The sequence below is a fragment of the Streptomyces sp. WMMC1477 genome, assembly GCF_027460245.1.
Taxonomy (GTDB): Bacteria; Actinomycetota; Actinomycetes; order Streptomycetales; family Streptomycetaceae; genus Streptomyces.
Genome location: NZ_JAPZBD010000003.1, coordinates 4,745,894 through 4,766,908, shown reverse-complemented (window position 1 = coordinate 4,766,908; position 21,015 = coordinate 4,745,894). Strand labels below are relative to the sequence as shown.

Annotated in this window: 18 protein-coding genes and 1 pseudogene; 8 read left to right on the top strand and 11 right to left on the bottom strand. The window is 73.7% G+C overall.

Features of this window, described 5'->3' with window-relative positions; genetic code table 11:
• From argF to O7609_RS21235, 7 genes are all read right to left on the bottom strand, one after another.
• The gene (argF, locus tag O7609_RS21265) at positions 1-1,023 is read right to left on the bottom strand and encodes an ornithine carbamoyltransferase (protein WP_269735410.1); all 1,023 of its coding nucleotides are present in this window, start codon (positions 1,021-1,023) and stop codon (positions 1-3) included.
• 83 nt (positions 1,024-1,106) lie between these two features.
• Positions 1,107-2,333, bottom strand: coding sequence for an arginine deiminase (locus O7609_RS21260; protein WP_269735411.1), 1,227 nt, complete (start codon positions 2,331-2,333; stop codon positions 1,107-1,109).
• Positions 2,334-2,484: 151 nt separating this feature from the next.
• Positions 2,485-3,384, bottom strand: coding sequence for a homocysteine S-methyltransferase (gene mmuM / locus O7609_RS21255; protein WP_269735412.1), 900 nt, complete (start codon positions 3,382-3,384; stop codon positions 2,485-2,487).
• The gene (locus O7609_RS21250) at positions 3,381-4,304 is read right to left on the bottom strand and encodes an LLM class F420-dependent oxidoreductase (RefSeq protein WP_269735413.1); all 924 of its coding nucleotides are present in this window, start codon (positions 4,302-4,304) and stop codon (positions 3,381-3,383) included. The genes mmuM and O7609_RS21250 overlap by 4 nt, the downstream gene beginning before the upstream one ends.
• 83 nt (positions 4,305-4,387) lie before the next feature.
• The gene (locus tag O7609_RS21245; protein WP_269735414.1) at positions 4,388-4,822 is read right to left on the bottom strand and encodes a DUF6099 family protein; all 435 of its coding nucleotides are present in this window, start codon (positions 4,820-4,822) and stop codon (positions 4,388-4,390) included.
• Positions 4,823-4,961: 139 nt separating this feature from the next.
• Positions 4,962-5,330 carry a nucleotide pyrophosphohydrolase gene (locus O7609_RS21240; RefSeq protein WP_269735415.1) on the bottom strand — a complete coding sequence of 123 codons (369 nt, stop codon included), beginning with the start codon at positions 5,328-5,330 and terminating at the stop codon, positions 4,962-4,964.
• Positions 5,331-5,411: 81 nt separating this feature from the next.
• On the bottom strand, positions 5,412-5,819 hold the full coding sequence (locus O7609_RS21235) for a cell division protein SepF (RefSeq protein WP_269735416.1): 408 nt from the start codon (positions 5,817-5,819) through the stop codon (positions 5,412-5,414).
• 691 nt (positions 5,820-6,510) lie between these two features.
• Between O7609_RS21235 and O7609_RS21230 the strand changes: the two genes are divergently transcribed.
• The 3 genes from O7609_RS21230 to O7609_RS21220 all read left to right on the top strand — a co-directional run bounded on the left by O7609_RS21230 (position 6,511) and on the right by O7609_RS21220 (position 8,603).
• Positions 6,511-6,903: a hypothetical protein gene (locus O7609_RS21230; RefSeq protein WP_269735417.1), complete on the top strand. Its 393-nt coding sequence runs from the start codon at positions 6,511-6,513 to the stop codon at positions 6,901-6,903.
• Positions 6,904-7,113: 210 nt separating this feature from the next.
• On the top strand, positions 7,114-7,959 hold the full coding sequence (locus tag O7609_RS21225) for a lytic polysaccharide monooxygenase auxiliary activity family 9 protein (RefSeq protein ID WP_269735418.1): 846 nt from the start codon (positions 7,114-7,116) through the stop codon (positions 7,957-7,959).
• A gap of 167 nt (positions 7,960-8,126) precedes the next feature.
• Positions 8,127-8,603: a GreA/GreB family elongation factor gene (locus O7609_RS21220; RefSeq protein ID WP_269735419.1), complete on the top strand. Its 477-nt coding sequence runs from the start codon at positions 8,127-8,129 to the stop codon at positions 8,601-8,603.
• A gap of 61 nt (positions 8,604-8,664) precedes the next feature.
• Here the strand turns inward: O7609_RS21220 and O7609_RS21215 are convergent, their stop codons facing one another.
• Positions 8,665-10,083: a phytoene desaturase family protein gene (locus tag O7609_RS21215; RefSeq protein WP_269735420.1), complete on the bottom strand. Its 1,419-nt coding sequence runs from the start codon at positions 10,081-10,083 to the stop codon at positions 8,665-8,667.
• 1,442 nt (positions 10,084-11,525) lie between these two features.
• Here O7609_RS21215 and O7609_RS21210 point away from each other — a divergent pair.
• The 3 genes from O7609_RS21210 to O7609_RS21200 are packed head-to-tail and all read left to right on the top strand — an operon-like array spanning position 11,526 to position 13,505.
• Positions 11,526-12,086, top strand: a complete 561-nt coding sequence (locus O7609_RS21210) for a hypothetical protein (RefSeq protein WP_269744050.1) — start codon at positions 11,526-11,528, stop codon at positions 12,084-12,086.
• Positions 12,074-12,910 (top strand): formate dehydrogenase accessory sulfurtransferase FdhD, encoded by an 837-nt coding sequence (gene fdhD / locus O7609_RS21205; RefSeq protein ID WP_269735422.1) that lies wholly within the window; start codon positions 12,074-12,076, stop codon positions 12,908-12,910. Before O7609_RS21210 ends, fdhD begins: the two co-directional genes overlap by 13 nt.
• A gap of 28 nt (positions 12,911-12,938) precedes the next feature.
• On the top strand, positions 12,939-13,505 hold the full coding sequence (locus tag O7609_RS21200) for a LysR family transcriptional regulator substrate-binding protein (RefSeq protein WP_269744049.1): 567 nt from the start codon (positions 12,939-12,941) through the stop codon (positions 13,503-13,505).
• A 704-nt stretch (positions 13,506-14,209) separates the two neighbouring features.
• On the opposite strand, the gene ppsA is transcribed toward O7609_RS21200, so the two are convergent.
• On the bottom strand, positions 14,210-16,621 hold the full coding sequence (ppsA, locus tag O7609_RS21190; protein ID WP_269744047.1) for a phosphoenolpyruvate synthase: 2,412 nt from the start codon (positions 16,619-16,621) through the stop codon (positions 14,210-14,212).
• Between the two features lie 186 nt (positions 16,622-16,807).
• Positions 16,808-18,157, bottom strand: coding sequence for an NADP-specific glutamate dehydrogenase (gdhA, locus tag O7609_RS21185; protein ID WP_269735426.1), 1,350 nt, complete (start codon positions 18,155-18,157; stop codon positions 16,808-16,810).
• A 310-nt stretch (positions 18,158-18,467) separates the two neighbouring features.
• Here gdhA and O7609_RS21180 point away from each other — a divergent pair, with 310 nt between their 5' ends.
• Together O7609_RS21180 and O7609_RS24775 are read left to right on the top strand one after the other, a co-directional pair.
• Entirely contained in the window at positions 18,468-18,989 is a 522-nt protein-coding gene (locus O7609_RS21180; RefSeq protein ID WP_269735427.1) for a COG4315 family predicted lipoprotein, read from the top strand.
• Positions 18,990-19,094: 105 nt separating this feature from the next.
• Positions 19,095-19,452, top strand: a pseudogene (locus O7609_RS24775) (DUF5753 domain-containing protein); the annotation flags it as partial.
• Between the two features lie 96 nt (positions 19,453-19,548).
• Here the strand turns inward: O7609_RS24775 and O7609_RS21170 are convergent.
• Positions 19,549-20,907, bottom strand: coding sequence for a class I SAM-dependent RNA methyltransferase (locus tag O7609_RS21170; RefSeq protein ID WP_269735428.1), 1,359 nt, complete (start codon positions 20,905-20,907; stop codon positions 19,549-19,551).
• Between the last annotated feature and the right edge of the window lie 108 nt (positions 20,908-21,015).

The following is a 21,015-nucleotide window of genomic DNA, read 5'->3' as shown; positions in this document are numbered from 1 at the left end:
TCAGACCCCGGGCACCCCCGCGCGCTCGGGCAGCGTGGCGACGAGAACGGCCTTGATGGTGTGCATCCGGTTCTCGGCCTCGTCGAAGACGAGCGAGTGCTCGGACTCGAACACCTCGTCCGTCACCTCCAGCGAGGCCAGCCCGTGCCGCGCGTGGATCTCCCGGCCGAGGGCGGTGCCCAGGCCGTGGAAGGCGGGCAGGCAGTGCAGGAACCGCACTTCGGGGTTCTCGGTCGCGCGCAGCACCTCCATCGTGACCGCGTAGGGGGTGAGCAGCGCGATGCGCTCGTCCCAGACCTCCCGGGGCTCCCCCATGGAGACCCACACGTCGGTCGCGACGAAGTCGGCGCCGTGCACCGCGTCGGCGACCTCCTCGTCCAGCAGGACCCGGGCCCCGGTCTCGGCCGCCAGCCCACGGGCCCGGTCGACGACCTCCTGCCGCGGCCACAGCGCGCGGGGCGCGGCGATGCGCACGTCCATGCCGAGGAGGGCGGCGGTGACGAGGTAGGAGTTACCCATGTTCGAGCGGGCGTCGCCGAGATAGGCGAAGGCGATCTCGGTCAGCGGCTTGGCGCAGTGCTCGGTCATCGTGAGCACGTCGGCGAGCATCTGGGTCGGGTGCCAGTCGTCGGTGAGCCCGTTGTAGACGGGGACGCCCGCGTACGCGGCCAGCTCCTCGACGGTGTCCTGCGCACTGCCCCGGTACTGGACGGCGTCGAACATCCGGCCGAGCACGCGGGCCGTGTCCCGGACCGACTCCTTGTGGCCCATCTGCGAGACTGAGGGGTCCAGAAACGTCGTCGCGGCACCCTGGTCCGCCGCTGCGACCTCGAAGGCGCAGCGGGTGCGCGTGGAGGTCTTCTCGAAGACCAGCGCGATGTTCCGCCCGCGCAGCCGCTGCACCTCGGTGCCCAGCTTCTTGGCGGCCTTCAGCTCGGCGGCGAGCCGGATCAGGCCACGGAACTCCTCGGGGGTGAAGTCCAGCTCCTTGAGGAAGTGGCGGCCGGCGAGGTCTGTCGCCATGGGAGGGCTCCTGGGTCGCGAACGAGGGATTGGCGAAATTATATACGCATCCCTGCATCCCTATGCAGCCCGCCCCCGAGCCTTCAGCCGACGGGATCGCGCTGCACGGGGCAGCTCATGCAGCGCGGACCGCCACGCCCCCGGCCCAGCTCGCTTCCGGGGATCTCCACCACCTCGATGCCCTGCTTGCGCAGATGGGTGTTGGTCGTGACGTTGCGCTCGTAGGCCATCACCACACCGGGCTCCACGGCGAGCACGTTACAACCGTCGTCCCACTGCTCCCGCTCGGCCGAACGCACGTCCTGCACGGGGGTGAGCACCCGGATTGCGTCCAGCCCCAGGGCCGCCGCGATGGCGTGGTGCATGTGCTCCGGGGGGTGCCCGGTGACCTTCAGCTCGTCCCCGTCCGCCGCCGGTTCGATGGTGTAGGAGGGCAGCATGCCCAGCCCCGCGTACTGGGTGAACGTGTCCCCGTCGATCATCGTCATGACGGTGTCCAGATGCATGAACGAGCGGGCCTTCGGCAGGTCCAGAGCCACGATGGTGCGCGCGGAACCGGCCTCGAAGAGCACCTTGGCCAGCATCTCCACCGCCTGCGGGGTGGTGCGCTCGCTCATGCCGACCAGCACCGCGCCGTTGCCGATCACGAGGACGTCGCCCCCCTCGATCGTGGACGGGTGGGTGCTCTCGCCGCGCGACCAGAAGTGGAAGTCGGACCCGGCGAAGAGCGGGTGGTGCTGGTAGACGGCCTCGAAGTGGGCCGTCTCGCGCTGCCGGGCCCGCCAGCGCATGGCGTTGATGGCCACCCCGTCGTAGATCCAGGCCGAGGTGTCCCGGGCGAAGAGGTGGTTGGGCAGCGGGCTGAGCAGGAAGTCGTCCATGTCCATGACGTGGAAGCGGACGGACATCGGCTCGACGTGCCGCTCCAGGAACTCCCGCTTCGTCTCACCCCCGATCAGCACGCGGGCCAGCTCGGCCGAGGACAACTCGTCGTAGGCGGCCCGCAGGTGGTCGGTGGCGAGCGGACCGAACTCCCGCTCGTCGAAGACCCGGTCCAGGACCAGCCTCCGCGCGGGCGGGAGGTCCAGGCTCTCGGTGAGCAGGTCGGCGAACAGGTGCACCTCGACGCCCCGCTCGCGCAGCACGTCCGCGAACATGTCGTGCTCCTGCCGCGCCCGGCGGACCCACAGCACGTCGTCGAACAGGAGATCGTCCTTGTTGGTCGGGGTGAGCCTTTTGAGCTCGAGCCCGGGGCGGTGCAGGATGACGCGGCGCAGCCGCCCGGCCTCGGAATCGACGTGGAATCCCATGCACTCATCCTTGCCGAGCCGGGGGCGCCCTGCCCAGGAAACGGCCGACCTTTCCTCCCTTCCCCGCGCCGCCGGGGCCGGATCACGCCCCCGGCCTGCCCGACCGCCGGGACGGGCTGGGTGCGCCCTCGCCACGCCGGCCGGGCCGCGGCTACGGGGCGAGCTGCCGGGCGAGTTGGGCGATGTGCCCCGGGCCGACGCGGCAGCAGCCGCCGATCAGCCGGGCCCCCGCCGCCTGCCAGCGCACCGCCTGCCGCGGGTCGTAGGCGACCTCGCCCTGCCACGCCCGGGCCTGCGCACTCCAGCGCTCCCCGCTGTTCGGGTAGACGACGACCGGCTTGCCGGTGGCCTCGGCCGCCGCCGCGACGGCGAAGCCCGCGTCGGAGGGCGCGCAGCAGTTGGCCCCGACGGCGATCACCTGGTCGGCCCCGGCCGCCACGGCGAACGCCTCGGGCAGGAGTTGCCCGCCCCGGGTCCGCTCACCCAGGACCGTGTAGCTGAGCCACACCGGGACTCCGCAGCCCTCCGCTGCCAGGAGCAGGGCCTCCGCCTCCCGCACGTCCGGCACGGTCTCCAGGGCCAGCACGTCCGGACCGGCCGCCGCCAGGGCCTGGATGCGCGGCCGGTGGAAGCGGACCAGCTCCCGGGTACTGAGCCCGTACCGGCCCCGGTACTCGCTGCCGTCGGCGAGCACCGCACCGTACGGCCCGACGGACCCCGCCACCCACACCGCCTGCTCCCCCGCCGCCGCCCGCGCCACCTCGACGCTGCGGGCGAAGAGCCCGGCGGCGGCCGACGGGCCGAGGCCGCGCCGCGCGAAGCCCGCGAAGGACGCCTGGTAGCTGGCCGTGATGAGGACCCGCGCCCCGGCTTCGACATAGGCCGCGTGCGCGGCGCGCACCTGCCCGGGATCGTCCGCCAGCAGCCGCGCCGACCACAGCGCGTCGCCCAGGTCGCAGCCCTGGGCGGCGAGCTGGTTGGACAGACCGCCGTCGAGGACGAGTGTCGTGCGGGCGAGCGCTTCGGCCAGCGGGGCAGGGGGCGGGGTCAAGAGAGCTGCACCTGTACCTGGGAGGAGATCAGCTCAAGGTGTTCCAGGTCGTCGAGGTCGAGCATCTGGAGGTAGATGCGCTGCGAGCCGGTCTCCGCGTATCGCCCGATCTTGTCCACCACCTCGGCGGGGGAGCCGGCGAGCCCGTTCTCCTTGAGCTCGGCCACCTCGCGGCCGATGGCGGCGGCCCGGCGGGAGACCTCCGCGTCGTCCTTGCCCACACACGCGACCAGGGCGTTGGAGTACACGAGCTCCTCGGGAGCGCGCCCCTGCTCGGCAGCCGCCGCGCGGACCCGCCCGAACTGGCGGGCGCTCTCCTCGAGGGAGGCGAAGGGGATGTTGAACTCGTCGGCGTAGCGTGCGGCGATGCGCGGGGTGCGGGTGGCGCCGTGCCCGCCGATCAACACCGGCAGCCGGTCCTGGGCGGGCTTCGGCAGCGCGGGGCAGCCGCTGAGCCGGTAGAACCTCCCGTCGAAGTCGAAGGTCTCGCCGGGCGGGGTCTTCCACATTCCGGTGACGATGGCGAGCTGTTCCTCCAGCCTGCCGAACTTCTCCTTCGGGAACGGAATGCCGTACGCCGTGTGCTCGGCCTCGAACCAGCCGGCCCCGAGCCCGAACTCGACACGACCGCCGGACATGGCGTCCACCTGGGCCACCTGGATCGCCAGAACCCCCGGCAGCCGGAACGTGCCGGCCGTCATCAGGGTGCCCAGGCGGATGCGGTTCGTCTCGCGGGCCAGCCCGGCCAGGGTGATCCAGGCGTCCGTCGGCCCCGGAAGGCCGTCGGCCTCCCCCATCGCCAGGTAGTGGTCCGAACGGAAGAAGGCGTCGAAGCCGAGTTCCTCGCTGGCCTTGGCCATGCGCAGCAGTGTGTCGTAGCTCGCCCCCTGCTGGGGCTCGGTGAAGATGCGAAGGTCCATGCACTCCATCCTGCCTTGGAGTGCAAACACCGCCGGGACGGCGACGCGGCCCCGGCAGCCACCAGCGGTGCGGCCGCCCCGGCCTACGGGGGAACACGGGGAAGGCTGCCGCGCACACAGACCGCGTGATCGGCGGCCTCCCCCGCCGCGTCCAGAGCCTCCAGGCAGTGCCAGTAGAGGGATTCCTCCTCCGCGCCGGCCGCAACTTCGACCAGGACGGTACACAACTCGGCCAGGAATTTGGCCAGTTCCTCCAGGGCGTGATGGGGTTCGCGGACCCCGGTGAGCCGCACCGCCCGGACCTCGGCGGCGCCACCGGGGAGGGAGCGCAGCCGGACCCCCGCCCGGGCCAACGCGTCGGCGGCCGGCCGCGACTGGGGCGGGCCGCTGTCGGCCAGCAGACGCCCCACCGCCTGGGCAAGCGCCTGGGCCTGCCAGGCCTCCGCCACGATCTGCGTACCGTCCCCGCAGCGCGCGAGCGCCGAGCGGCTGATTCCGATGAGCCGTAGCGCATCCATCTACCCTCTCCGTGAGCCGTGTAGAGCCTCTGGGCTTCACTGGGCGAAGCCTCGTACGCACTCACGGTGACGGGTGGTCGTCAGGCGGTCCAGCGCCCCCTGAAAGCGGTGGATTACCGGCGGGTTGGGGACAACTCCATCACCCGTTCAGCGGTGTGCCGGCTGCCCCGTCGGCGCCCGGGGCAGGGAAGCGTTCCTCGTTCCGTTCGATCTTGGCGTCCAGGGCTTCCAGCGCGTCTACGCCCAGCACCTCGCAGAATTGCAGCAAGTACGCCAGCACGTCGGCGACTTCGTCGCGCACCCGCGCCGCCTGCTCCGGCCGGTCCATGACGGCGGCGGACTGCTCGGGCGTGAGCCACTGGAAGATCTCCACGAGCTCCCCCGCCTCGACGCTCAACGCCGCGGCCAGGTTCTTCGGATTGTGGTACTGCCCCCAGTCCCGGGCGGCGGCGAACGCGGCCAACCGCCGCTGCCGCGCCGCGAGACCGCGGTCGTCGTCGGTGCTCATACGTCCATGATCCACCCATCGCGCGGCTTCGCGGTCGCGCCCCGTCCGCACGACGCCCGACCGCCCGCCCCGGCCCCCGGCTCAGCCGTCGTCGACCTCCGTGCCCAGGGGCGTGACGAGGAAGACGTCGCCGTTGATGCGGTTCATCCCGCCTCCGAGCCCGAACACGACACCGCTGGCGAAGTCCAGCACGCGCCGTGCCACGTCCTGTTCCGCGGCAGTGAGGTCGAGCAGCACGGGATCCCCCGCCATCACGTGCTCGGCGACGTCCCGCGCGTCCGCGAAGACCTGGAGCCGGACGACGACGAACTGCCGCCCGCCCACCTCGGCTTCGGCGTCCTCCGCCGGAAGCCGTGCGTCGTCGCCGGCGTCCGCCACGGGCAACTGCGGGACGGTGGCCCAGGAACCCCACTCATAGCCGCCGCGCAGCGGAACGACCTCGGCCAGGCCCTCCCACTCCTCCTCCGGGGCATCACTCGGTATCCGCATTCCGCGAGTGTAGGAAAAACCCGCCCGATCCCGCGGAGATCACTCCCGTGTCGCAGGCCGGGGCACGTGGCGCTCGTCACCGTGCCCTTTCGTCGCGCGGCCGACGGGGCCCCGTGCGCCCGGGCCGTGCGCGGCCTCCGCCTGCCGTCACACCCCCGTCGTCGAGCCGGGCGGACGATCATCCACACGACGACGGCCCACAACACGTTGCAGAAGGGCGACCCCGTAAGTCGCCGTCGCCACGGTCGCCGCCGTCCTGCCCGCGGAGCGCCTCGACGAGCCGCTCTCCGCACGCCCGTCCCAGACCGTCCGCCTGCTGCCCCCGGGCGATCCGTTCCCGCGGCCCCGCAACCGGGCGCTCCTCGTGCCCGACGCCGACCACCGGAAGGAGGTATGGCGCGCGATCGGCTCGCCGGGGGCACCGGAACGGCGCCGAGGTGGCCGGAACCGGGCGGGCCAGGACACGGGGCCGCAGGCTGGACGTGACGGTGCATCCCTTCGCTACGCTCTCCCGCGGCGTGAGGGCGGTCTTGGAGGCCGAGTCGGCGGTCCTCGGCACGGCACGCGGAGCGGCCGACGTCCGACTCGAGCTGGTCTGACCGCCGGTCGCAGCCGGCAACGCGACGGCGAATCCAGACGAGTTCGGCCGGTTCGCCCCGGAGTGTCGCCGTTGGCGGCTACGGTGACCGGCATGAGTGCCGACCAGATCAGGCCCGAGGACGAATGGCCCCTTCCCCCGGCCTGGATGTGGGCCTGCCAGGAGTGCGCGGACCGCTACCGCTTCATGAAGAGAGCCATCGAGACGGTGGAGGAACTGCGCCTCACCGGCCAAGCCCACGTGGACCACGATCCGTTCGACAGCATCGTCTCCTCCCAGATCGCGCTCGCGGAGCACATGGCCGCCGAGCATCTCGGCCAGCTCCCCGAGTGGAGCCCCACGTGCGCCACGTGCGCGAGTCACCGCGAGGCGGTCTCCGGGGCGGCCGGCCGCGACGACGCCCGGGCCGCCACGCTGATCCGCATCGGCGGGGAGCACCGGGCCCGCCACATCGTCGTCCCGCCGTCGATCGTCGAGCTGTACTGACACCGCCGCAGGCGCGGCCGGCGGCCCCGCTCCCACCGACCCGACGGCCTCACCGCCCCCGCTGACCACGCGTCAGCACCGCAGAACCTCGCCCGTCAGACACCCCGGCAAGAAGGTCCATACCAGCCCCTTGTCCTTGGTCTAGGCCAATGCAAAGCTCAGGAGTGGCACCCGACTTGAGCACCGCACTGGAGAAGGGACACCCCCCACATGTCCGCACGCACCACGGCGGGGGTGGCGGCCGTCGCCGCCGCCACCCCCCTGCTGCTCCTCCTGCCCGCGGAACAGGCCTCCGCGCACGGCACCATGTACGACCCGGTCAGCCGCGTGGCGGCCTGCTACGCGGAGGGGCCCGAGCACCCGGACTCCCAGGTGTGCAAGGACCTCATCGCGGAGAGCGGCACGCAGCCCCTCTACGACTGGAACGAGGTCAACCTCGCCAACGTCAACGGGCGGCACCAGGAGGTGATTCCCGACGGCAGGCTCTGCTCGGCGGGCCGGGAGAAGTACAAGGCGCTCGACTGGGCCCGCACCGACTGGGCCGCCACCCCCGTCTCCGCCGGGGCCGCCGACTTCCGGTTCCGCGTCACGGCCCCCCACCTGGGCACGATGACCGTCTACATCACCAAGGAGGGCTACGACCCCACCAAGCCGCTGAAATGGTCGGACCTGGATCCGACGCCGGTGGCCGTGGCCGACGTCACCCGGAGCGCGCCGAGCGGCTACTACGAGTTCGGTGGCACCCTTCCCGAGCGGACGGGCCGTCACCTGCTCTACAAGATCTGGCAGCGCAGTGACAGCCCGGAGGCCTTCTACAGCTGCTCGGACGTGACGTTCTCCGCCGCCTCGGCCGCGTCGGCACCGAAGGCCCCGACGGAGCAGCAGATCGCGGACGGCCTCCCCCACTCCACCGTCAGCCACCACGGCCACGGCGGCACCCCGGCCGGCGAACAGCGCACCGTCCTGCCGCAGACGCTGGCCGGGGTCAGCGCCGTCGGGCTCACGGCCGCCTGCTTCCTGCTCTCCCGCCTCTCGCGTCGCCGCTCCGGAGCCTGAGCCTGAGCCCGGGCCCGGCCGCCCCGCCCCGCCCCCGTCCCCGTCCCCGTCCCAGGCCAACAGCATCCGAGCCGGGCGGGGCGTATGGCGATTTGCCGGACCCTGCGCACAGTGCGGTAATGAGAGTGTCCAGGGAACCCCAGTGACCGCACCCCACGGGAGCAGGTATGACCGGTGGCCCCGAGCCCATGAGTGCCGACGCCCTTCGGGCGTTCCGGCGGGAACTCGACGACCTGCGGGACGAGCGGGCGAAGGTGGCGGCGACGCTGCGCGGCGAGGATCCGGCGGGCGACCGGGCGGACGAGGCCGACCAGTTGCGGCGGGCCTCCGACATCGTCCGGCTGGACCGGCGCATCTTTGAGCTGGAGGGGCGGATCCGCCAAGCGTCCGTGGCGGATCCGCCCCCGGCCGACGTCGTCGCGGTCGGCAGCAGTGTCACGCTGCGCTTCGGGGACGGGGCGGAGGAGACCCTCCAGGTCGGGGACGTCGCCGAAGCGCTGGACCCGGCCGAGGTGACGGTCGACAGCCCCCTCGGGCGTGCGCTGCTGGGCCGGCGGGCCGGCGACGCGGTCCGCTACACGACGCCCGCGGGCCCCGCGACCGCCGTCGTGCTGTCCATCGGGGGCGGTCCCGCACACGGGTGACCGCGCACAACCGTCGCCCGCCGAGGCGGGCGGGCGGCGCACCGGGGCGTGACCGCGGACCTCAGACGGTGGCGAGGTAGCGCAGCGCCGAGGCCACCGCGCCCGCGCCGGACATGCCGTGGGCCCCGGGGCCGGGCGGCGTCGCGGCCGAGCAGAGGAACACGCCGGGCACACCGGTGCCGTACGGGTCCAGGGCGGGCCGGGCGCCGAGGAGGAGCTGGGGGACGGTCTTGGCCCCGGTGAGGATGTCGCCGCCGCCGAAGTTGGCGTTGGCCGCCGCGAAGTCGGCCGGACGCGTGACGCGGAGGCCCACGACGCGGTCCCGGGCGCCGGGGGCGAACCGCTCGATCTGCTGCAGGATCGCCTCGGTGGCGTCCCCGTCGTATCCGTGCGGCACGTGGGCGTACGCCCAGACGGGGTGCACGTCGCCCACGGACCGGGAGGGGTCGGCCAGGTACTGCTGGCCGACGAGGACGAAGGGGCGCTCGGGCATCCGCCCGGCCACCACCTCCCTCTCCGCCCGGGCCACCTCGGCCAGCGGGCCGCCGAGATGGACGGTCCCGGCGCGGCGGGCGTCCTCGGCCGTCCAGGGCACGCCGCCCTCGACGGCGAGGTCGATCTTGAACGCGCCGGGTCCGCGGCGGAAGCGCCGGTACGCGGCGCGCACCCGGCGCGGCAGCCGGTCGCCATAGAGCCGGACGAGCTGTCCGGGGTCCAGGTCAAGGAGGGTGACGTCGGCGGGCGGGAGCTGCGCGGCGTCGGTGACGCGCTCACCGGTGTGAACCACGCCGCCGTGCTCCCGCAACGCGCTCTCCAGACCGCGGGCGATGGCCTGCGACCCGCCCTCGGCCACGGCCCAGCCGGCGGCGTGGCCGGCGGTGAGGATACCGAGGCCGATCGCCGAGCTGAACAGTTCGGACAGCGGCCGGAAGGCGTGGGCGGCCACTCCAGCCCACAGGGCCCGCGCCCGGGGAGTGCGGAAGAGGCGGGCGAGGAGGGCGGCCGGAACGGCGGTCGGCAGGCCGAAACGCGCGACCGGCAGAGGGTGCGAGGGGATGCGCAGCAGCGGGCCCATCACGTCCTCGGCCACGGTGTCCCAGCACCGCACCGAGGGACCGACGAGGGCGCGGTAGCGGCGGCCGTCGGGGCCGAGCCCGGAGGCGGTCTCCTCCACGGAGCGCAGCAGCACTCCGGCCGTCCCGTCGTCCAGCGGGTGGACGCAGTCGACCTCCGGCAGCCGCCAGCGCAGCCCGTGACGCTCCAGGCGGAGGGAGCGGAGCGCCGGGGAGGTGACGGCCAGGGGGTGGATGGCCGAGCAGTGGTCGTGCAGGAGCCCGGGCAGGATCGCCTCGTGGCTGCGGGTGCCGCCGCCGGTCTCGTCCGCGGCCTCCAGCAGGGTGACCCGCAGCCCGGCCTTCGCCAGGAGGGCGGCGGCGGTGAGCCCGTTGGGCCCGCCGCCGACGACGACCGCCGACGTCACGACGCGGCCTCCGCGCCGTGCGCCGGCCGCGGGACGGCCCGCGAACGCCCGGCGGACGCCGACGGGTCGGGATCGTGGATGAGCCTGGTCTGGCGGGTCGGCATGAAGTGCACCTCCGCGGGCCGCGTTCGAGCAGGCCGGGGGACGGCCTCGTGGTATGCGCACGCCCGAGTCCGGCCGGTGTGAGGGGCCGGGCCGTCAAGGCGTCAGCCCGGCCATCGTCTCACCACCGCCCGCACGCGGTGATCGCGGCCGGGTCGCACGGGCGGAGGCGTGACGCGTCGCGTGTCCGTGGCGCCGGACTGCACGGGCCAGGCGAGTGCCGTCCTCTCCAGAACCATCGAGGACCCGTTCGAGGACCCGATCGACACCCGCCGGTGTCCCCGCCCGGCCCCACGGGCGACGGCTCTCGCAATGCTCCCGCGCCCTCTCGCCCAGCCCCGCCGCCGGTCCGGCTGAACGAAGCCGCCGCCGGACGGCCCTGAGCCCGGGCCCCTCGGGGGCCGCTCCCCGGGGCTCGCCTCCGGCCCGCCCCCGGCTTTCCCCGGCTCGCACCCTCGCGCGCGGCACCCGACCGCGGAACTCCGTGCGAGGAGGCGGCACGCGCCCGCGGACCGGCCCCTCACCCGTCGCCACCGCTGCCGACCCCGCCCGACACCCTTCAGGCGCTCCGCAGGACGCGGCCCGACCGGCCGGGCGACTCCGGTGACCGCCCCGGCGGGCGGTCGCCCCCACGCTCAGCGCACCGGCCCGGCGGCAACGCCCCCGCGGCCTCGGAGCCGCGTCACCGCGAAGCCGTGCGACTCCCGGGCCGCACGGCCATGCGGGCGCCCGCCCCGGGACCTCCGCTCCACCCGCACGACGAACACCCGCCACGACCAGAGAGGTTGGCCCGGCCATGCCCACGCCCCGCGTCACACACGGTTGGATTCCGGCGGCCGGCGCCGTCTCCACCGCCGCGTGGGGGGCCAACCAGTTCACCCCGCTCACCAGCGTGTACCGGATGTCGACCCACTGGCACTCCGTCTCGCTGACCGCGATGTTCTCCACGTACCTGCTCGGCCTCGTGCCCGGCCTCCTGCTCGGTGGTCCCGCCTCGGACCGGCACGGACGACGGCGCGTGGTGCGGTGCGCGCTGGCCCTGGGCGCCGCGGCGAGTGCCGCTCTGGCACCTGCCTGCTCGTGCTCGGCGCCGTCGGCCGTGTGCCGGAGACCGCGCCGCCCCGGCGGCCGACCGTCGCCGCCCGCACGCCGCCCGCACGCCGCCCGGCTGCTCCGGACGGCGGTGGGCCACCCCCGGTTCCGGTGGGTGGTCCTTCCGGCTACCCCCGCCGTCTTCGGCGCCGCCACCATGGCCTACGTCGTGCTGCCACCCCTGGTGGCCGGCCACGTCCCCGGCCACGCCCCGCTGTTCAGCGGCCTGGTGGCCGCTGACGTTCGCCGTGGCCGTCGTCCAGCCGTGGGCGGCCCGGCTCGACCACGCGTGCGGCGGGCGGGCCACCCTCGTCGCCATGGCCACGGTGATCGCCGGGCTGCTCGTCGGCGCCCTCGCCGTGCGGCGCGGCTCCGCGGGCCTGGTGGTGACGGCCGCGGTCGTCCTGGGAGCCGGGTACGGGCTCGCCCTCGCCTCGGGGCTGCGGGAGATGGAACGCCTGGCACCGCAGTCCTTCCGGCCCTCGGCGGCGGCCCTCCACCAGATCACGGCCTCCGGCGGCTTCCTCACGCCGCTGCTCCTCGCCATCACCGCGGACGCCGTCTCGTACCCCACGCAGCTGGAGAGTATGGCCACCATAGGAGTGCTGTGCCTGATGGTCACGGCCGCGTACAGCCGACGGCATCCGTCCCACCCGGGAACGCCGCCGGCCGGGTGTTCCCGCGCCCCGGCCGCCGGGGACCGGCAGGCCGGGGGTACCGATGCCCGGAGCGATACCCGTGGCCGCACGGCGGAGCCGCGCGTCAGCGCGCCGAACGACACGACGAGGAGCCGACGATGGGCCGAGTGACCGTACGACGACCGGTGCTGCGCCTGCGCAAAGGGGTTCCCTCGCAGCGCCCCGACACCCTGGCCGCCGAGGAGCCGATGGAGATCCGGGTCGGCGGCCGCCCCCTCACGGTGACCATGCGTACCCCCGGCGACGACTTCGACCTCGCGGCCGGCTTCCTCGTCAGCGAGGGCGTCGTCCACACCGCCGGGGACGTCGCAGCCATCCGCTACTGCGCGGGGGCCACGGCGGACGGCGGCAACACGTACAACGTCGTCGACGTCGCCCTGGCCCCCGGCGTGCCCACGCCGGACGCCTCGCTGGAACGGAACTTCTACACCACCTCCTCCTGCGGGCTGTGCGGCAAGGCCAGCCTGGACGCCGTGCGCACCTCGGCCGCCTGGACGGTCGCGGAGGACCCGCTGCGCGTGTCGCCCGGGGTGCTGGAGGTCCTGCCCGACCGGCTGCGGGCCGCCCAGCGGGTGTTCGACACGACCGGCGGCCTGCACGCGGCCGGGCTCTTCACCGCCCAGGGCGAGCTGCTGTGCCTGCGGGAGGACGTGGGCCGACACAACGCCGTCGACAAGGTCGTCGGGCACGCCGTGCGGGAAGGGCTCCTGCCGCTGCGGCAGACCCTGCTGATGGTGAGCGGCCGGGCCTCCTTCGAGCTCGTCCAGAAGGCCGTGATGGCGGGCGTCCCGCTGCTGGCGGCCGTCTCCGCGCCCTCCTCCCTCGCCGTCGACCTCGCTCAGGAGAGCGGGCTCACCCTCGTCGGTTTCCTGCGCGGCGACTCGATGAACGTCTACACCGGCGCCGACCGCATCGACCTCGGCACCGCGGGCTAGCGATGCTGTTCCGTCAGCTCCGGTCAGCGTGGAGGTGCTGGCGGACCTGCCGGCCGGGGAGGTCCTGCGCCGGCTGCGGAGCTTCGAGCTCGACGCCGGCATCACCTATCTGCGTGAAGATGTGGCGGAGGGCTTCCGGACCCTCCGCCTCTACGAGGAGCGCTACGCACTGCTGACGAGCATGGCCGAGGAGCTGGCCCGGCAGCCGAGCGCGGCCTGGTCCGAGGCGTCCCGGCTGCCGCTGTGCCTGCTCGCCCCGAACCTCCAGGGGCGGCAGCTCGTGGACGAGGTCTTCACGGGCCTCGGCCTGCGCGCGGCGCCGAGGGTCGAGACCGACTCGGTGCCCTCGCTGTTCGCGCACGTCCGGACCGACCGGTGGGCCAGCATCGTGCCCTACGCCGGGCTGCACGTCTTCGGGGTTCCGCCCGGCATGCGGGCCGTCCCGCTGGTGGAGCCGGAGCGGACGGCACCGATCGGGCTCGTGACCGGCGCCCGGGAGCCGGGCCCGGTGATCGCCCGCGCGCTGCTGGAGGCCGCGCGGCACATCGACACTCCCGCAGTCCTGGAGGGCCTGCCGCCCCGCCCCGGCGCGTGAGCCGACGCCCCGGTGGGCTCGTGCGGGGGCGGAGGGCCCTGGCCGCACCCGTTCAGCCCACGCGGAGCGGCGGGCCGGCGGGCGGCGCGAGCCGTGGGCGCCGGGAGGGGACGGAAGGGCCGGGTTCGTGGGCGTCTCCGGCTCGGATCCGGGCAGGCGGCCGCAGGCGCGCACTCCGCTTGCGGCATTCCTCGGACAGGGCTTCAGTGGTAGATATCCCCGCTCACCCCTGGAGCTGAGATGTCGATGGCGCGGTTCGCCCTTCGGTACGCCGGACCCGTTCAGCGACCGACCGCGTCGCCCCGCCGCTCCCTGGCGGGGAGGCCCGAGCATGGCCCGCAGCCCTCCACCGTCCGGCGAGGCAGGGAGAAGCGCGATGGCCCATCACCACAAGTCGAACAAGGACGTCGAAGGCGACCCGAACCACGGACACGGGCGCGGTCTGCCCAGGCGCCCGGACGACGGGAGGCTCGAGCGCCGCGCCGAGGAGGACCGCGAAGCGGCCGGGCTGACCGGTAGCCGAGCGACACGCCGGGCCCGGCGGACCGCCCGCCTCGCGACCCGGGTCAGAGCCCGCCGCGTGGCGTGAGCGCGGCCGACCCGGAACTCCGGTCGACAGATCCACGCATCTCCGGGAAGGCTCCGGGACCCGCCGCGCATCTGTCAGGGTCACTTCCGGGTGCCCCTGAGACGTCGCGCGAGCCTCAGCCGGCGGTGGGCCGCCCCGGTTCGTTCTCCGCCTTCGCGACGTTCTCCTTGACCGCCAGGAAGCTGTCCGGGGTGACCGAGACCGAGTCGATGCCCGCACCCACCAGGATGCGCGCGAAGTCCGGGTCGTCACTTGGCCGCTGGCCGCACAGGCCGGTCTTGCGGTGGTGGGCGTGGGCGGTTTCGACGAGCCGCTCGATGCTGCGGACGACGGCGGGGTCGCGCTCGTCGAACAGCGGGGCCAGCCGCTCGGAGTCGCGGTCGACCCCGAGGGTGAGCTGCGTGAGGTCGTTGCTGCCGACGGAGAAGCCGTCGAAGCGCTCGGAGAAGCCGTCGGCGAGGATGACGTTGGAGGGGATCTCCGCCATGACGTAGACCTCCAGACCCCCGCGGCCCCGTTCCAGGCCGTGTTCCGCCATGGTGGCCAGGACGTCGTCGGCTTCCCCGAGGGTGCGGCAGAAGGGGATCATCACGACGGTGTTGGTCAGGCCCATGACGTCCCTGACGCGGCACAGGGCCCGGCATTCGAGGGCGAACCCGTCCCGGTATCCCTCGCTGTAGTAGCGGCTGGCACCGCGCCAGCCCAGCATCGGATTCTCCTCGGCGGGTTCGAAGGGCTCACCGCCGACGAGCCGGGCGTACTCGTTGGTCTTGAAGTCGCTCATTCGCACGATCACCGGCTTCGGCCACCAGGCGGCCGCGATCCGGGCGATGCCGTACGCCAGCCGTTCCACGAAGTACGCGGCCTTGTCCTCGTATCCACGCGTCAGTTCGGCGATGCGTCGCCTCGCGTCGCCCGGCGGCAGTTCGTCGTAGCGGGCCAGCGCCATGGGGTGGATCTTGATGTGGTTGTTGATGACGAACTCCATGCGGGCGAGCCCGATGCCGTCGGCGGGCAACCGCCACCAGCGGAAGGCCGCGGACGGGTTGGCGATGTTGAGCATGACGTCCGTGCGGGTGGCGGGGATGTCCGACAGGTCGATGTCGCGCTGCGCGTAGTCGAGGAAACCGTCGTAGACGTGGCCCTCCTCACCCTCGGCGCAGGAGACCGTGACCTCCTGGCCGTCCCTCAGCACCCGCCCGGCGTCCCCGGTGCCGACGAGCGCCGCCACCCCCAGCTCGCGGCTCACGATGGCGGCGTGCGAGGTGCGGCCCCCGTGGTCGGTGACGATGGCAGCCGCACGTTTCATGATCGGTTCCCAGTCCGGGTCGGTGACACCGGTGACGAGCACCGCGCCGTCCTCGAAGCGGTCGATCTCGGCGGCACTGCGCAGGTTGCACACCCGGCCGGCCGCGATGGCGTCGCCGATCGCCAGCCCGCTCACGAGCGGGGCACCGCTCTCCTTGAGCCGGTAGGAGCGCAGGGAGGCCGCCTCTTTGCGGGTCTGCACGGTCTCGGGGCGGGCCTGGACGACGGAGAGCTCACCGGTGCGGCCGTCCTTGGCCCACTCGATGTCCATGGGGCGGCCGTAGTGCTTCTCGATGATCACGGCCCACCGGGCGAGGCGGAGGACCTCGTCGTCGGTGAGAACGCGGGCGGCGCGCTCGGCCTCGGGCGTCTCCACCGTGACGGTGGGACGGTCCCCGGCCTCGCTGTAGACGACCTTCGACTGCTTACCGCCCGTCTTCCGGGAGATCACCGGCGAGAGCCGCTCGTCCCCGCTCAGCGGCTTGAAGACGAGGTCCTCGTCAGGGTCGACAGTGCCCGCGACGACGGATTCGCCGAGGCCGAAAGCGGCGTTGACCAGCACGACGCGGGGGAAACCGCTGTCGGTGTCGAGGGAGAACATCACCCCGGCTCCTGCGAGGTCGGAACGGACCATCTCCTGCACCCCGACGGACAGGGCGACCCTGAGGTGGTCGAATCCCTGGTCCTCGCGGTAGCTGATCGCCCGGTCGGTGAACAGCGAGGCGTAGCAGCGGCGACACGCGTCGAGCAGCGCGTCCTGACCCGTGATGTTGAGGAACGTCTCCTGCTGGCCCGCGAAGCTGGCCTCCGGGAGATCCTCCGCCGTCGCGCTGCTGCGCACGGCGACGTCGGGGTCCCGACGGCCGAGCCGACCGGCCAGGCTGCCGTAGGCGTCGCGCACGGCGGCGACCAGGCGACCGGGCAGCTCCGCGTCGAGGATCATCCGGCGGATGGCACCACCGACCTGTGACAGCTCGGCGCCCTCGTGCAGCGCCTCGATCTGCTCCGCGATCCGCTCGCCGAGGTCCCCGGCGGCCAGGAAGGCGCGGTAGGCGGAGGCGGCGGTGGCGAACCCGGCCGGCACCCGGATTCCCTGGCCGCCGAGGCGGGCGGTCATCTCGCCCAGAGAGGCGTTCTTCCCGCCGACGGACGCGACGTCCTCGCCCGAGAGGTCCTCGAACCACCGGATCCAATCGGTGTCGGGCCGCTCTTCGCCCATGGCACGCTCACCTCCACGGAGGTGCTGGGGTCGTCCCGCCCCCTCCTCCAGCGTGGTGGCCCACCGACGTGGCGGCAACACGGCGGCACTCCGGCGTGACCTCGCCCGCGGTGCCCCGGCCCCGGACCCGGCGGACGGAGGCGAGGGCCGGGCTCACCCGACGCACCCCGGCGGCCGGGAGTGGTCTCAGACGACGCCCTGGGCCGCCATGGCCTGCGCCACCCTCAGGAACCCGGCCACGTTGGCGCCGAGCACGTAGTCGTCGGGAGCGCCGCCGTAGGCCTCGGCGGTCGCGCGGCACTGGCCGTGGACCGCCCGCATGACGGTGGCGAGCCGGGACTCCGTCTCCCCGAAGGACCAGCTGTCGCGGGCGGCGTTCTGCTGCATCTCCAGGGCCGAGGTGGCGACGCCGCCCGCGTTGACGGCCTTCCCCGGGCCGAAGAGGACGCCGGCCTCGCGGAACACCTCCACCGCCTCGGGGGTGCAGGGCATGTTCGCCCCCTCGGCGACGGCGAGGATCCCGTTCTTGACCAGGGCCACAGCGTCGGCGCGCCGCAGCTCGTTCTGCGTGGCGCAGGGCAGGGCGACCTCACATGGGACGTCGTACACCGTGCCGCTGGCCGAGAATCGCGCGGTCGGCTTCGCCTCCGCGTACGCGGACAGGCGGGCGCGGCGCACCTCCTTGACGTCCTTCAGGAGCTCCAGGTCGATGCCGTCCTCGTCGACGAGGTACCCGGAGGAGTCGCTGCAGGCCACGACGCGACCGCCCAGGGCGTGCACCTTCTCCACGGCGTACACGGCCACGTTGCCGGACCCGGAGACCACGACGCGGCGGCCGTCGAATCCGCCGCCCCGCGTGGCGAGCATCTCCTGCGCGAAGTAGACCGTGCCGTAGCCCGTGGCCTCGGTCCGGGCGTGCGAGCCGCCCCAGGCCACCGGCTTGCCCGTCAGCACTCCGGCCTCGAAGCGGTTGGTGATCCGCTTGTACTGTCCGAAGAGGTAGCCGATCTCCCGCGCACCCACGCCGATGTCTCCGGCGGGGACGTCGGTGTGCTCGCCCAGGTGGCGGTGGAGTTCGGTCATGAAGGACTGGCAGAACCGCATGATCTCGCCGTCCGAGCGGCCCTTGGGGTCGAAGTCCGCGCCGCCCTTGCCACCGCCGATCGCCATCCCGGTCAGCGCGTTCTTGAAGATCTGCTCGAAGCCGAGGAACTTCACGATGCCGAGGTTGACGCTCGGGTGGAACCGGAGACCGCCCTTGTACGGGCCGAGCGCGCTGTTGAACTCCACCCGGAAGCCCCGGTTGACGCGCACGGCGCCCCGGTCGTCGACCCAGGGAACCCGGAACACGAGCTGCCGCTCGGGCTCGCACAGCCGTTCCAGGATCCCCGCTTCGACGTACTCGGGGTGCCGGTCGAGTGCGGGCGCGAGGGACTCCAGCACCTCGGTCACCGCCTGGTGGAACTCCGGTTCCCCGGGGTTGCGCCGGCCGACCTCCGCCTGCACGGCTTCGACGTGTGCGTTCAGGTTCTTCACGGTGCCTGCTTCCTGGCCGGGAGCTTCTGTCGTCCGTCCGACGCTACCGGCGGCGGAGTTTGCACATCGGGGCGGTCCCCTGCCTCAGAGGTCTCCGTGACCGTGCCGCCACGAGCGCTCGGGGGAGGGCCCGCTTCGCGCCTGTCCCCAGCGCCCTCCCCCGGCACCGGTGTCCGCCGTCCGGACGGTGTGAGCCGGGGCCTGACGTGTCCTCCGCCGCGCCGTCCGGCGGCTGCGCGAGAGTGAGCCGGGCTCCGGGCGTACCCGGGACACCCCAGCCGTCCGGTAGACCCGACACGGAGGTAGGCACATGCGGCGACGGAGACACGGAGCACTGGTGGCGGCGGGCGTGGTGTCCGCGGCGCTGCTGATGGGCGGCTGCGGGGACGACGACGGTGACGGCGGGACGCCGGGCGCCGGGGACGCCACCGGCCCCGCGACCGTCGGGGTGGAGTCCAGCGCCTACGGAGACATCCTGGTGGGCGAGAACGGGTTCACGCTGTACATGTTCGAAGCGGACTCCCCCGGCGAGTCCACCTGCTACGACGCCTGCGCCGAGGCCTGGCCCCCGTTGACCACGGAGGGCGACCCGATCGCCGGCGACCAGGTGGACGCGGACCTCCTGGGGACGCTGGAACGCACCGACGGCACCACCGGCGTCACCTACAACGACCACCCGTTGTACTACTACCAGGCCGACAGCGACGCGGACGACGTCAACGGTCAGGCCATCGACGGCTTCGGCGGCCTGTGGTACGTCCTCGGCCCGGACGGCGAGCCGATCGAGGAGCGGGTGCGCGAGGGCGAGACCGACACTGAGGGCCCGTACTGAGGGCCGCGGTCAGGGAAGGGCGGCACCCGGCCGGTCAGAGCCGATCAGCCGGTCCCCCGGGTGGCTGCGCCGGTACAGGACCTGACGGCCGCTGCGTGCCCGGGTGAGACCGAGGCGTACATGCGGGCTCTGCTCACCATGCGGCGGCCGACCCGGGCCAGGAGACCATCGACCGGCGGGTCGTGGCCCGCCTGGCCCGGCAGGACATCTTCGGCCGCCGCCCGGGGCCGCTCCTGAGCTTCGTGATGGACGAGGCCGTCTTGCGGCACCGCTACGGCGGATTCGCAGTGGTACGGGGACAGCTCGAGCACCTCCTGCTGATCGGTCGGCAGCGCAACGTCGAGATCCAGATCACGCCGCTCGGCTGCGAGGGCAACGCGGGCTTCAACGGGCCGTTCACCGTCGCCACGCGGAAGGACGGAAGGAAGTTCGCTACTCCGAGACGCACGCGACCAGCACGCTCTGTTGTGGCTCCTTCGGATCACAGGGCGCGACCGGGCCCGGAAACCCCGCAACCCGGCGTTGCACCGGGCTCCTGCCGAGGCATCCGGGCAGACCGTCAGGAGCCCTGCTTCACCGGCTCCAGGATCGCCACGCACTCGAAGTGCTGGGTCATCGGGAAGAGGTCGAAGGCGCGGAGGAAGCGGACGCGGTAGCCGGACTCGGCGAAGTACTTGAGGTCGCGGGCGAGGGCGGCGGGGTCGCAGGCGACGTAGGCCATGCGGCGGGGGCCGAGCGCGGTGAGGAGCTTGACCGTCTCGCGGCCGGCGCCGGAGCGGGGCGGGTCGAGGACGACGAGGTCGGCCTCGGTGATGCCGGTGCGGGGCAGGACGCGGTCGACGCGGCCGTGCTCGACGCGGACGCGCTCGAAGTCGGCGAGGTTGTGGCGGGCGTCCTCGACGGCGCGCTTGCCGGACTCGATGCCGAGCACGGCGCCCTCGGGGCCGATGCGGTCGGCCAGGGCGCCCGCGAAGAGGCCGGCGCCGCAGTAGAGGTCGAGGGCGGTCTCGCCCTTGCGCGGGGTGAGGCCGCGCATGACGGCGTCGACGAGGAGGTCGGCGGCGGCGTGGTGGACCTGCCAGAAGCCGCCGGCACCGACCCGCCAGGTGCGGCCGTCGGCCCGTTCCCGGACGAAGGGGCGGCCGTGGACGCGGTGGATGGCGCGGTTGCCGCCGCGGCCGTGGGGCTCCTCGGCGCGCAGGACGGAGACGGGGCGGTCGAGCTCGACGAGGGGCAGCCGGCCGCCGGGCTCGGGGGTGAGGATGACCTGGCGGTCGGTGGAGCCCGCGGCGGCGACGGCGTCGATCGAGGCGATCTGCGGCCAGGTGCGGCGCTCGATGCCGAGCTCGCTCACGCCCTCGGCCGCGATGAGGCAGCGGTCGACGGGCTCGACCTCGTGGGAGCGGTGGCGGCGGAACCCGGCGTGCCCCTCGGCGTCGACGGCGTACTGGACGCGGGTGCGCCAGGCCGGGACCTCGCCCGCGGGGAGCTTGTCGCCGGGGACGGGCTCGACGGTGCCGTCCCACGAGACGTCCTCGGGCGTGAGCCCGGCGAGCCGGGAGAGCTGCTCGGCGAGGACGTCGGCCTTGAGGCGGCGCTGGGCGCCGGGCTTGACGTGCTGCCAGTCGCAGCCGCCGCAGCGCCCGGGGCCGGAGAACGGGCAGGGGGCCTCGACGCGGTCCTTGGACGCCTTGATGACGCGGACGGCGTCGGCGCGCAGGAAGCGGGACTCCTCGTGGCCCTCGGTGACGCGGGCGATCACGCGCTCGCCGGGGAGCGTGTGGCGCACGAACAGCACGCGGCCCTCCTCGGTGCGGGCCACGCAGTGGCCGCCGTGGGCGGCCGGGCCGACCTCGACCTCGTACTCCTGGCCGGTCAGCGGTGCGGGGCTGGTCCCCTGGGAGGCTTCGGTGGGCATGATGGTGGAGGCTCCAGGGGAACGAGAGGGCGAAAGAGGGCCAGCCGTCCAGTCTAGTGCCAGTCGGAAGGCCCTGTTGCGACGTCCCCGGGGGCCGCCCAGCATGAG